Below are 12,773 nucleotides of genomic sequence, written 5' to 3' on the forward strand. Positions count from 1 at the left end.
TAACCTGCTCAATATAGTGCATTTTTTCAGAACAACCCATTATTATCAGGTTATTTTAAAGAAAAAACAAGATAAAAAAGTAAAACACAAAAAAACATAAAAACCTACTATTCAAAGAAAAAACAATTTAAACCAGAACTTAAAGTTCATATAAATAGGAATAATAAAACTAAAAAAAATAGCAAACATACGATATACAGAAATTAATGAGACATAAAAACATAATTATCAACATATTATCATTATTGTCATTAATAATATATTCACAAAAAAGTTCCGCTCAATTTTTTGAAGACAGCCAAGCCCCTTTAAGCCAAAAATGGCATAAGATCGAAACGAAGAATTTTCAACTTATTTTCCCCGAAGAAATGAAGAGCAAGGCCCCTACCCTAGCTGACCAGGTTAACCGATCGCTGCGTACAACTTCTAGAAATTACAAAATAACACCACGGAAAATTCCATTCATTATCCATAACACGAATCTACAAACGAATGGTTTTGTACAGTTGTCTCCACGTAAATCTGAACTGTACAGCACCGCCGGAGCAGAGCCAGACAATCAGACCTGGCTACCCAATTTGATCCTGCATGAGTCAAGGCACGTAAGTCAATTTGACAAATTGACAGGCAAACTACGCGCCCCATTTTTTGAACAATTAGCCCTAGCCTACTATGGACTGACCGTCCCTTCTTGGTATTTCGAAGGGGATGCAACGCTAACTGAAACGATATATTCGGAAGGAGGAAGAGGAAGATTACCCGCTTTTGAAATGCCAATCAAAGCAAACTTTCAATCGAATCACAACTATAGTTTTAATAAATATTTACTGGGATCCTATAAAGATATTGTTCCGAGTTACTATACAATCGGCTATCTGATGACCTCCACTTTAAAATCAGAATTATCCTCGAATTATGAAGCCGACCTCTTTTCGGAGCTGAACAAAAAACCATTATATCCCTATAATATCAATCGTGTTTTAAAGAAAAAAATTGGAGGAAATAGTGCCTATTTATACAACAAAACAATAGCAAATTTAGATGCCATATGGAATAAAAAAACAAGCGATTATCAATACCAGAAGTACACAGAAATAAACAAAAAAAACAACAATTATTACAACAGTAATTTATTGCCGAAACACAAGAATGGTCTGATCTATTTTATTAAACAGAATCCACAAAAGACCAATGCAATTTACACCTACGATACGGCAACAAACACAGAAAATAGGCTCGTCAAAACCGGCATACAGTTGACGCCACATTTTGACGTAAACAGCAATTACATCGTATGGGATGAGCTTCATAAAGATCCGCGTTTCAACAAGAGAACATACAGCGTCATCAATATCATGAATCTCAAAACAGGGAAAATTAACCAGCTCAGCAAACAGACGAGATATTATTCACCTATTTTTAGCCCACTAGACGAAACCATCGCATGTGTTGAGGTAGATTTATCCAACGACAGCTATCTGACGCTTATAAGCCTTAAAAACAACAATGTCATCAAACGGATTAAAATAGGCAACGCTGAACAGCTCCAGCATCCGGCTTTCAACGCCGAAGGAGATAAAATAATTGGCATACGTTTGTCGCAATCTGGAACCGCATTATGTGAAATTGACCTGAATAATAACAAAATCACCAACCTAACACCATGGGGTAACCAACAATATGAAAGACCGCAATACCTTTCAGGTATGAAGATTATCACAAAAGCTAACTTCAATGGTATCGATAATATCTACACTATTGATCTCTTATCTGGTAAAAAACAGCTGCTGACAAAGGCACAGTTTGGCGCGTTCAACCCTTTTTACGACAAGGACACAAGGCAATTATTCTTCAACGATTACCAATACAATGGCTACAAAATCGCCCAAACATCCATAGACACAACATTTGATATCCGTCCCGAAACAGATTATTTTTCGCATTATTACGCTACGGCATTGACCAAAGACAGCGTAAAAAATATCGCTTCAGTCTCAGTAGATACTAGTCAGCACTACCAAATTGTCCCCTATCGTGGACTAGGTAGAACGTTTAATTTCCATAGTCTTTCGCTAAGTAGCAGCAATTTTGAAAGCTTCGACAATTTTAAACCCGGAGTCTTCTGGTTATCAAACAACATCTTAAATACCACACAAATTGCACTGGGATATGAATATGATACCGACATCCGAAAAGGAGTATATTCGGCAGAACTGACCTACAACAAGTACTTCCCAAAATTCTCACTACGTTATGAAAACAGAGGGCAAATCGCAGCAGCAAGCATCCCTAATAAACCGGACAGTAGCATCCGTTTCGACTGGCGCGAGCATTATATATCCTCACAGATCTCCATCCCACTCTCCTTTTACAGAAGAGACTACGTCTATTCCACTGGATTCAATCTCGCAACAGCTTATCTAAGGCGCTATGATCTTAGCCGAACAGATGTCAAAAACTTTAATTACGAGACTGCATTTCCATTAACATACCAGCTTTACCTCAATCGCAATGCGCGTATGGCCAGTATGGATCTCTACCCAAGATGGGGGCAAAATTTTAGCGTCACCTATCGGCATACCCCCTTCGAAAACAATGCAAAAGGTGAAATTTTATCAGCAAGAACAGTATTCTATCTACCTGGATTTATGAGCAATCACGGTTTTCAAATTAGATTGAGCGCCCAAACAGGATCAGGAATTTATCAATACATCAACGATATCCCTCTTGTGAGTGGATTTAGCTACTACAAATATGAAAAAATAAAAAACACGGTGTTGGTCAACTATCGTTTCCCTATAGCTTATCCCGACCTTGGATTAGGATCTTTAGCCTATATTAAACGTGTAAAAGGAGGAATATTTGCCGATTATCAAAATATACATAAACACAGGGAGATCTCACCAAAAAGCTTTGGAGCCTATCTGTCGCTTGATTTCAATGCTTTCAGATACCCACTTCCAGATTTCGAATTCGTCGTTAAGGGTACCTATATCAATGACAACACGACAACACAACGTGTAGTTCCAACTTTCAGTTTAAACTACACCTATTAAGGATAAGCTGCTTAAGGATGAATCGCCCAGTTAAAATTCAGTGCCAAGGCATAATGATCCGATAAGGGCAATCCTTTGACATTGGTGAATAGATTATTTTCTATTTTATAATCCCGGGCAGCAAGACTGAGGTGACTACTGCTCCGATAGAGGATCTTATCGATAGATTCGCTCTGATTGCTGATAGACAACATATGTGGCGGCTTAAACTCATGTCGCACCTCAGGCACTAAGCCTCCATTTTCGAGCTCAACCCAGCTATCAACCAATGTTGTGGAATCCATAAAATCATGCAGGTTATCATCACAAAAACTATAATGTGCATTAAAATCACCCATTACAATAAGTGGCTTACCACTCGAATGTTCCCCGATATAATCACGTAGCTGATTGAGATTATCCCGGCGTGCACTTGAAGCTTTCCTGCTATTTTGTGCATTTGCATGAACATTATAAACATCCAACCAGACTTCAGGAACGATTTCTATCTGAACTAAGGTGAAGCCCTTGGGTGTCAGAAAATCGGCTCCTGTACGTTGCTTCCAGGGCACACGGACAACATCAGTCATCGGAAAATGAGACAGGGTATTGAGACCATCACCAAAGGGAACACGTCCCTTGGTTTTCGTGCGATAGGGATGTGAATTCCCACCCCAATATAAACTTCTATTATAATTGAAATCCTCCTGCACATTAACAATATCAAAAGGATTGATCTTCTTTCCAATTTCAGCAATACTTCTACTTCTACCTGTAATCGCAGAAGAAATAATCCCGGGCAAGCCCGCGACATTATACGTCAGTACCGAAAAAAAACCAGAACTACCTTTTTCTTTACTCTTATTAGCATCCATCAATATCTGCATATATAACCCATGTCATGATAAATTTAGCAAATACAATAAAAACTCACCAGTACTACACAAACATTTAACAGATAATTGATTTAATCTAACATTACATCAATAGTTTAGTACATAATACAGATCTTTTTAATAAAAAAGGGACAACATAACGTTGTCCCTTTTCTAAAAATTCGATTTATATTAATCTTCGAGTGCCTTCACACCTGGAAGAACTTTTCCTTCCATGTATTCCAAAAGCGCACCACCACCGGTACTGACGTAACTTACATCCTCAGACATACCAAATTTACTTACCGCAGCAGCAGAATCCCCCCCTCCTATTAAAGAGAACGCACCATTCTTCGTTGCTTCTACAACAGCATCAGCCACAGCTTTGGTACCCTTCGCAAAGGTATCAAATTCAAAAACACCCATCGGACCATTCCAAAGAACTGTCTTAGAATTTTTGATGATCGCTGCGAAATTTGCTGCAGACTCCTGTCCGATATCAAGACCTTGCAAATCTGCCGGAATTTGATCAATTGGTCCATCATATACATTGGCATCGTTTGAAAATGCATCTGCAATCTGAGCATCCGTAGGAATAACCAGGTTAACACCTTTTTCCTTCGCTTTTTTTACCAACTCATTCGCTAAATCAAGTTTATCGATCTCAACCAATGATTGACCAATTTCACCGCCTCTAGCTTTGATAAACGTATAAGCCATGCCTCCACCAATCAAAAGATTATCAACTTTATCCAATAAGGCCTCAATTAGCTGAATTTTATCAGAAACTTTCGCACCTCCCATAATAGCCGTAAAAGGTCTAACCGGATTATTCAATACTTTCTCCGCATTTCCGACCTCAGCTGCCATCAGGTAACCGCTATATTTAGCCCCAGGGAAGAATTGTGCTACAATTGCTGTCGAAGCATGAGCTCTGTGCGCTGTACCGAAAGCATCGTTTACATAGACATCTCCCAATTTGGACAACTTCTCTGCAAACTCAACATCTCCCTTTTCTTCTTCTTTATAGAAGCGAAGGTTTTCTAGCAATAAAACCTGACCAGCTTGTAAAGCTGCTGCCTTTTCTACAGCCTCCGTGCCGATACAATCATTGGCAAACTGAACATCAGTACCTAAAACCTGTGAAAGATGAGCAACAATATGTTTTAATGAATACTTATCAGTAGGACCATCTTTTGGCCTTCCTAAGTGGGACATCAATATCACGCTTCCACCATCATTCAAAATCTTCTTTATTGTAGGAGCCGCTCCCTGGATACGATTATCATCCGTAATATTGAAATTTTCATCCAAAGGCACGTTGAAATCCACACGTACCAAGGCTTTTTTACCTGCAAAATTTAAATCGTCTACTGTTTTCATTATGTAACTTTATTGATTTGGGATTAGGTCGTTTTGTCAAACGAACAGCTAAATATAAAAAAAAGCATTTGCTTTCATTGGAAATAATTATTTATTAATGGCAATTCTTACCTTGGATCGAACTTCTCGTCACACAACGTAAGAATTACCAACATCGTCATAAATCATAATAATCTATAACCATCCGACGATTGGACTCCCTTTGCGAATCAATTGCTAGTGAATCTCAACGCTATAAGGCAATCTCGCCTGCACACCCGTCTGTGCTGTAGCTTTTTTCATGACATCAAAATAACGATAGTATTCGCCCATTTGCTCTTTTGCAACCCAAACTTGGACTTTTTCTTTTGAATTATTCAATATTGAGGTAAAAGGATCCTCTTTCTCCGGATACTGGGACACTTTGTATTTGCCCAAGTTGGCCTTTTTAGCGGCAGCCCGAATAGCGGCATCCAAGTTTCCGAGACGATCAACCAATTTATTGTTCAGTCCTTGCGCACCGGTCCAAACTCTTCCCTGCCCAATACTATCAACATCAGCAATGGATAATTTACGGCCGTCTGCAACAACTTTCGTAAAGGTACCATATACTTTATCAACTTCCCGCTGGATGATATCCCTTTCTTCCGCTGTCAACGGGCGATCAAAAGAAGTCATCAAATCGGCAAACTTACCCGTTTTCACACCATCGTAATGTACTCCAATCTTATTGTTCATCAGATTTTGGAAATTAGGAATCACGCCAAATACGCCAATAGATCCTGTAATCGTAGTAGGTTCGGCAAATATCGAATCCGCTGCCGCTGAGATATAGTACCCTCCTGATGCAGCTAAATCTCCCATGGAAACGATGACAGGCTTCACTTTCTTAGTCAAGATAACCTCCCGCCAAATAATATCTGAAGCCAAAGCAGACCCTCCTGGTGAATTAACACGCAAAACAACAGCTTTAACTGCATCATCTTCTCTTAATTTTCGTAGTTCGCGGGAGAATTTATCACCGCCGATTTGGCCAGGTCCAGTACCCTCACCGTCAACAATTTCTCCAGCAGCATAAAGAACTGCGACTTCAGATCCACTCGCATCGTCTTTTACCTTTTTATTATAATCCAGTAGAGAAACAAACGATATTTCATCTTTTTCCGAAATTTTCAAACGTTTTCTCAAGTCTGACAAAAGTTCGTCTTTATACAGCTTGGCATCCGCAAGCTTATATTTTACCGCATCGTCCGCATCCCGAACGCGATAGTCATTTGCTATAGCCCGTAATGAATCGGCAGCAATATTTCTGCTCGCTGCTATTTCATGAATAAAAGTATGATATATACTTCCCAAATATGATGTTACCTGCAAACGATTGGGATCACTCATTTTATTCAAAAAGTAAGGTTCAACGGCACTTTTAAATGTACCTACCTTCACAATCTGCATCTCTACTCCAACCTTATCCAAGAGGTCTTTATAGAACATCGTAGAACTTGCCAAGCCTCTGAAATCAATCGTACCTTGTGGATTAACATATACTTTATCAGCGATGCTCGCTACATAATAGGCCTTTTGGTCATACCCGGCATTATAAGCAACAACAAATTTCCCGGTTTTCTTAAAGGCCAAAAGTTCGTCCCTGACTTCCTTTAAGCTCGCAAAACCAACACCGATATGACTGGCATCTAAATAGATCCCTTTAATATTCCCATCCGTAGCTGCATACTTGATCCTCGCCAAAATATCGTCCAACCCAATATTTTTAGTAGAATAACCTGGAAGATTGAGACTACCCAAAGGATTCGCTTCACTTCGCTCTGTAATATCATAATCAAAAGATAGGTATAAAACCGAGTTGCTTTTAACAACAATCTCCTGATCAGAGGACGCCGAGCTGATAATCGCCCCAATTATCCCCATCAAAACAATAAACAACACAACAAAAGAGATCACAATCCCCGTAATTGTTGCCAGTACGTACTTAAAAAATGATTTCATATTTTGTAATTAAATCCGATCCATAAGATATCTTCCAAGAGAAAGACCTATTTTTCACTAAAGGTAAGGCAATATTTTTTATTCACCCAGTCTTTTATTTCATCTACACCACATTTTATTCGCGAAATTAAGGATCCTAGCCTGAAAGAAACCTACCTATCCAAAGATCATCAATACCCTAAATCCAAAGAAATAGCCGAAATTCAAACAACTAAGTTCCCCAAAAGCTTAATTTAGCATTATGAATAAGATTTATATACTTTTGGGCACTAACCTCGGAGACCGTTTTCAACAGCTTGATCTAGCGAGAAAACAACTTGAAACACGCGTTGGAGAAATTATTGAAGTTTCTTCGATTTATGAAACAGCGGCCTGGGGAGTCGAGGACCAACCAGCCTTTTTGAATCAGGTCGTTTTAGTAGCGTCCGAGTTACAGCCTTTGGCATGTTTAAATCTAACACAACATATCGAACAGGAATTAGGACGTATCCGTATAAAAAAATGGGGTGAAAGAGTAATTGACATCGATATACTCTACTTTAATCAGGAAATCATCGACTTGCCCGCACTGCAGATTCCACACCCTTATATCGCCGAACGGAGGTTCACACTCGAACCATTGGTAGAAATAGCTCCGGGCTATATCCATCCCGTTTACAAAAAAAATAACGTATATTTAATGGATAAATGCAAAGACGACTTACCCGTAAAGAAAATTAGCGACGATGAACCATATCGACATTGAACTGATCCGCCAAAACATGTTTGACAACCACGAATTAATCAAACAATTTGTATCCATGTATCTTATCCAAACACCTGTGGATCTCGACAAGCTCCGACAAGCGGTAGCTGAAGGTGATCTTCAAAAGATTGGTGATACAGCCCATCATATCAAACCGACAATGGACTATATCGGTGCCTTTCACTTAAAAGAAAAATTTGAGGAATTAGAGACCAATGCAAAAAATGAAGCATCTCTCGAGGGCCTTCAGGCCACCTTCGATATTATAGATATCGAAATGAAAGAGCTCCTGTTTGAATTGGAACAATATGAAAAAACGATCTAAACCAGATCGTTTTTTTTATTAAAATGCAATGCCGATAATAGGAAATATAAAACTAAAATAATCGGTAAAGCCATAAATTGACCAACAACAAACAAGATCAACGTCAAGATCAAAAATATAAAGCGAAACTTATTCGTTTTCCAGTCCATCGAACTAAATTTCATCGAAAACAACCTAATTTCACTCACCAATAGATAACTGGTTAGAAGAATACTAACGATTAATACAATCGGATTTAAAACCAATTGCGGGTACTTGTCTGCAATATAAGGAAGTGAAAGTACATAAAATGTATTCATTGGCGTATTCAAGCCAATGAAATCAGAAGTTTGACGCTCATCCAGGTTGAACTTTGCTAAACGTAAGGCCGAGAAAACAGTAATGATAAACCCTAGATAAGGCAACAGAGAGCCATCAGGAAACACCTTTGTCAATAGGGTAAACATGATTGTCCCGGGTAAAAAACCGAAACTGACCATATCGGCCAACGAATCAAGCTCCTTTCCGATTGGCGATTTAACATGAAGAAGCCGCGCCACCATTCCGTCAAAAAAATCGAATATCCCGGACGCAAAGACACAAATAGTAACCACCTGAATATTGCCTTGCAATGCCATCAATACAGCGATACAGCCACTAAATAAATTTAGGCAAGTCAGTAGATTTGGGATATGTTTTTTCATTTACAGGATCTATTTTATAAAAAAAGCCATCATTCGATTAAAATGATGGCTAAAATATCAAAATTTGATGGGATTACCCATTCATACTGATCAAAAATTCTTCATTTGATTTAGTTCCACGCAATTGACCTTGTAAAAATTCCATGGCCTCTGTAGAATTCATATCAGATAAGTGATTACGAAGTACCCAAATACGTTGTAATGTTTCTTTGTCAGTCAATAGATCATCGCGACGTGTACTGGAAGCTGTGATATCGATCGCAGGGAAGATACGTTTGTTCGCCAACTTACGATCCAACTGTAATTCCATATTACCTGTACCTTTGAATTCTTCAAAGATAACTTCATCCATTTTAGAACCTGTATCTGTTAATGCTGTTGCTAAAATTGTCAATGAACCACCGTTTTCGATATTCCGGGCAGCACCAAAGAAACGTTTTGGCTTATGTAAAGCGTTAGCGTCCACACCACCTGACAAAATTTTACCTGACGCAGGCGCAACTGTGTTATATGCACGAGCCAATCTTGTGATTGAGTCTAACAAAATAACGACATCATGTCCACACTCTACCATACGTTTCGCTTTCTCAAGCACGATATTAGCGATTTTCACGTGGCGGTCAGCCGGCTCATCAAATGTTGAAGAAACAACTTCAGCGCGCACACTTCTCGCCATATCAGTAACCTCCTCAGGACGCTCATCAATTAATAAGATAATCAAATAAACTTCTGGGTGATTCTTTGCAATAGCATTTGCAACCTCTTTCAACAAGTTTGTTTTACCCGTTTTCGGTTGAGCAACGATTAACCCACGTTGACCTTTACCTATTGGCGTGAATAAATCCATGATACGTGTCGAATAGTTTCCAACACCCATATCCAAATTTAAACGCTCATCAGGGAATAATGGTGTCAAATAATCAAATGGCACACGATCCCGTACCTCAGCAGGATTTTGCCCATTGATAGCTTCAACCCTTACCAAAGGAAAGTATTTTTCACCCTCTTTAGGAGGACGAATACTACCACGTACCGTATCACCAGTTTTCAAACCAAATAATTTGATCTGAGATTGTGATACATAAATATCATCAGGAGAAGTCAAATAGTTGTAATCTGACGAACGTAAGAAGCCGTAACCATCAGGCATAATCTCCAATACCCCCTCATTAACGATCACATTATCGAAATCTGTACTTGAAGAAGTGTTTTCTGCTTTAGGAGTTTGTGTTGCTTTTTCAGGTTGGGGACCTTTATCTTCTGATGGTGCGTCTTCGGTTGCAACCGGGGTTTCGTCTTGCTCAGAAACTTCACGTTTTCTTACCGTGACAGGTTCCGCAGTCTTTACGGTCCGCACACGTTTACGTGTACGTTCAGCATGTTCCTGGTTATCTTCCTCTACTTTAGCTGCTTTTTCAGCTGGCGCTGGAGCTGCTTCCTCTTCCCCACCAGTATTGCTAATTCTTTCGATTAATTCTTGTTTACGCAATTTATCAGCATCTGCGATACCGATCAACTTAGCAATCTCGCGCAATTCCGATACGAGTTTAGCGTTTAATTCGTTAATATCCATTAATGTGTTGTGTATGATTTTTGGATTTTTTTTGAGCTTTTTTCTGAATTCTGATTACACACTTAAACAAGTTTCCATGAGTAAATGTGATGAAGAACTTAATGATTTCTTTTAAACCCGAAGTGGATTAAATATTGAGAACCTAGACAAAGAAAAAAACAAATTTTGTTATTTCAAAATATTTCAAAAAAAATATTTACTATTGTAGCTAGTAAAACGATTTAACAACATTTTTAGATTGAATTTTATATTTTTTTTCATAAGTTCGTACCTTTCAAAATTTAAGTTTTTAGATCCCTTATATGGAACAGCAACAAACTAAAACCAATTACCCCGCACTCTACACATTGATTATTGTGTTTTTCTTTTGGGGGTTCATTGCGGCAGGGAACAGTGTTTTTATACCGTTCTGCAAAAATTACTTTCATTTAGACCAGTTTCAATCCCAGTTAATAGACTTTGCTTTTTATACAGCCTATTATATTGGTGCATTGTTACTATTTATTTTCAGTTCAATCGGAGGAAAGGACCTGGTTGGAAAATGGGGATATAAAAAGAGTATCGTTTACGGTTTACTTTTCTCGGCCTTGGGTGCAGCAGCCATGATTGTTGCTGTCGAAGTAAACTTATATGTTGGTATGTTGTTGGGATTATTCGTTGTAGCCCTTGGTTTTTCATTACAACAGACTGCAGCAAATCCATTTGCCGTTTTATTGGGCGATCCGAAAACGGGTGCTTCCCGTGTGAACCTAGGTGGTGGTATCAACTCATTTGGTACAACCATAGGACCTCTTGTTATCGGATTTTCCTTATTCGGAACTTTTGAGCCTATTTCTGACTCCGAGATCGCTAACCTTCCTTTAAACAAGGTTGTTTATCTTTACATAGGTGTTGGTCTATTGTTTCTGCTTGCTGCAGCATTATTTAATTTCAGTAAAAAAGTTCCTGCTGGCATTAGTGATGAACCAATGGAAAAGGCTAATAAAGCTTTACGTACATTGATCATTATGACCGTACTACTTTTTGGTATGTTCACACCGGTTTTTCTAAGCTATAAGAGCGATTTAGCCTTGCAGGTAGAGCAATTGCATAAACAGGTTTCAAGTTTAACGGATCAGGTTCAGATTGACCAACTCAAATTGCACATTAAAGAAGTGGCCAAACCACTCGAAATGCAACGTATGCTATGGTTGGCCGGAGCATTGGTCGTTGTGATCGGCGGTTTATTATTCTCCAATAAGAGCGCACAAAAAAATCCAGAAGGCTGGGGTGCAATGAAATATCCACAATTGGCTTTGGGTATGCTCGCCCTATTTATCTATGTCGGTATCGAAGTTGCTATCGGTAGTAACCTCGGGGAATTATTGACATTGAAGGAATTTGGTCATTTACAATCCTCGCAAATTACACCTTATGTATCTATGTATTGGGGGAGTATGATGATTGGTCGTTGGGCCGGCGCAATTACAGCCTTTAACTTAAGTAAATCGGCCAAAAATGGATTATTAATTATCGTTCCTCTGATTGCATTCTCCATTATCATCGGAGTAAATACGCTTGCAGGATTTGAAATGTCACATCTCTATTATTACGTAGTATGTATTCTTCTTCAAATTGTAGCATTCTATCTAAGTAAAGAAAAACCTGCTCGTACATTGATTATTTTCGGATTATTTGGAATCATAGCGATGTTAATTGGCCTATTCTCATCGGGTACTATTGCAATCTACGCTTTCTTATCAGGCGGTCTTGCATGTTCAATTATGTGGTCCTCGATTTTCAGTTTATCGATTGTAGGTTTAGGTAAATATACCGCTCAAGGTTCGGCATTTCTTGTCATGATGATTCTTGGTGGTGGTGTTCTTCCTCCGATCCAAGGAAAATTAGCGGATATTATCGGCATCCATAACTCGTATATTCTACCATTAATCGGATTCTGTTATGTTGTTTTCTTTGCGATATTTGTTAAGGGAATATTAACAAAACAAGGAGTCAATATTGACGAAATAGAGGCTGAAGGGGGCCATTAATACCCCTCACTAATTGTAAATAGTACACTATTTAAACAATTTTATTAAACAGCTCAAAAACTGGCTTAACAACATCGTTAAGCCAGTTTTTTTATATAGTCACCAAAGTACAAAAATTTATTTTTTGAAAAATACGCGGAT

9 protein-coding genes are annotated in these 12,773 nt (G+C 38.6%); 4 read left to right on the forward strand and 5 right to left on the reverse strand.

Annotation, left to right across the window (positions count from 1 at the left end; all coding sequences use genetic code 11):
* The first annotated feature begins 368 nt into the window (after nucleotides 1-368).
* Nucleotides 369-3,056, forward strand: a complete 2,688-nt coding sequence (locus AACH28_RS07875; RefSeq protein ID WP_341832667.1) for a hypothetical protein — start codon at nucleotides 369-371, stop codon at nucleotides 3,054-3,056.
* Nucleotides 3,057-3,067: 11 nt separating this feature from the next.
* Here the strand turns inward: AACH28_RS07875 and AACH28_RS07880 are convergent, their stop codons facing one another.
* From AACH28_RS07880 to sppA, 3 genes are all read right to left on the reverse strand, one after another.
* A complete protein-coding gene (locus AACH28_RS07880; protein WP_341832668.1) occupies nucleotides 3,068-3,922 on the reverse strand; it encodes an endonuclease/exonuclease/phosphatase family protein in 855 nt (284 codons plus the stop codon).
* 180 nt (nucleotides 3,923-4,102) lie between these two features.
* Nucleotides 4,103-5,293, reverse strand: a complete 1,191-nt coding sequence (locus tag AACH28_RS07885) for a phosphoglycerate kinase (protein WP_341832669.1) — start codon at nucleotides 5,291-5,293, stop codon at nucleotides 4,103-4,105.
* Nucleotides 5,294-5,509: 216 nt separating this feature from the next.
* Complete coding sequence (gene sppA, locus AACH28_RS07890) at nucleotides 5,510-7,276, reverse strand: signal peptide peptidase SppA (protein WP_341832670.1); 1,767 nt, start codon at nucleotides 7,274-7,276, stop codon at nucleotides 5,510-5,512.
* A gap of 241 nt (nucleotides 7,277-7,517) precedes the next feature.
* Here sppA and folK point away from each other — a divergent pair, with 241 nt between their 5' ends.
* Nucleotides 7,518-8,021, forward strand: coding sequence for a 2-amino-4-hydroxy-6-hydroxymethyldihydropteridine diphosphokinase (folK, locus tag AACH28_RS07895; protein WP_248933300.1), 504 nt, complete (start codon nucleotides 7,518-7,520; stop codon nucleotides 8,019-8,021).
* A complete protein-coding gene (locus tag AACH28_RS07900) occupies nucleotides 8,002-8,346 on the forward strand; it encodes an Hpt domain-containing protein (protein WP_341832671.1) in 345 nt (114 codons plus the stop codon). The genes folK and AACH28_RS07900 overlap by 20 nt, the downstream gene beginning before the upstream one ends.
* Here the strand turns inward: AACH28_RS07900 and pssA are convergent.
* Both pssA and rho read right to left on the reverse strand, forming a co-directional pair.
* Nucleotides 8,343-9,029, reverse strand: coding sequence for a CDP-diacylglycerol--serine O-phosphatidyltransferase (gene pssA / locus AACH28_RS07905; protein ID WP_341832672.1), 687 nt, complete (start codon nucleotides 9,027-9,029; stop codon nucleotides 8,343-8,345). The two genes, AACH28_RS07900 and pssA, sit on opposite strands and share 4 nt — an antisense overlap.
* A gap of 73 nt (nucleotides 9,030-9,102) precedes the next feature.
* On the reverse strand, nucleotides 9,103-10,602 hold the full coding sequence (gene rho / locus AACH28_RS07910) for a transcription termination factor Rho (protein ID WP_341832673.1): 1,500 nt from the start codon (nucleotides 10,600-10,602) through the stop codon (nucleotides 9,103-9,105).
* A 302-nt stretch (nucleotides 10,603-10,904) separates the two neighbouring features.
* Here rho and AACH28_RS07915 point away from each other — a divergent pair, with 302 nt between their 5' ends.
* Nucleotides 10,905-12,632 (forward strand): MFS transporter, encoded by a 1,728-nt coding sequence (locus tag AACH28_RS07915; RefSeq protein WP_341832674.1) that lies wholly within the window; start codon nucleotides 10,905-10,907, stop codon nucleotides 12,630-12,632.
* Nucleotides 12,633-12,773 lie beyond the last annotated feature (141 nt).

The organism is Sphingobacterium thalpophilum (genome assembly GCF_038396785.1).
Lineage (GTDB): Bacteria > Bacteroidota > Bacteroidia > Sphingobacteriales > Sphingobacteriaceae > Sphingobacterium > Sphingobacterium thalpophilum_A.

Bases quoted from the DNA above. Each gene is read 5' to 3' on its own strand.
- AACH28_RS07875 (WP_341832667.1), top strand. From the start codon at position 369: ATGAAGAGCAAGGCCCCTACCCTAGCTGACCAGGTTAACCGATCGCTG.
- pssA (WP_341832672.1), bottom strand. From the start codon at position 9,029: ATGAAAAAACATATCCCAAATCTACTGACTTGCCTAAATTTATTTAGT.
- AACH28_RS07915 (WP_341832674.1), top strand. From the start codon at position 10,905: ATGGAACAGCAACAAACTAAAACCAATTACCCCGCACTCTACACATTG.
- AACH28_RS07900 (WP_341832671.1), top strand. From the start codon at position 8,002: ATGAACCATATCGACATTGAACTGATCCGCCAAAACATGTTTGACAAC.
- sppA (WP_341832670.1), bottom strand. From the start codon at position 7,276: ATGAAATCATTTTTTAAGTACGTACTGGCAACAATTACGGGGATTGTG.
- AACH28_RS07885 (WP_341832669.1), bottom strand. From the start codon at position 5,293: ATGAAAACAGTAGACGATTTAAATTTTGCAGGTAAAAAAGCCTTGGTA.
- folK (WP_248933300.1), top strand. From the start codon at position 7,518: ATGAATAAGATTTATATACTTTTGGGCACTAACCTCGGAGACCGTTTT.
- AACH28_RS07880 (WP_341832668.1), bottom strand. From the start codon at position 3,922: ATGCAGATATTGATGGATGCTAATAAGAGTAAAGAAAAAGGTAGTTCT.
- rho (WP_341832673.1), bottom strand. From the start codon at position 10,602: ATGGATATTAACGAATTAAACGCTAAACTCGTATCGGAATTGCGCGAG.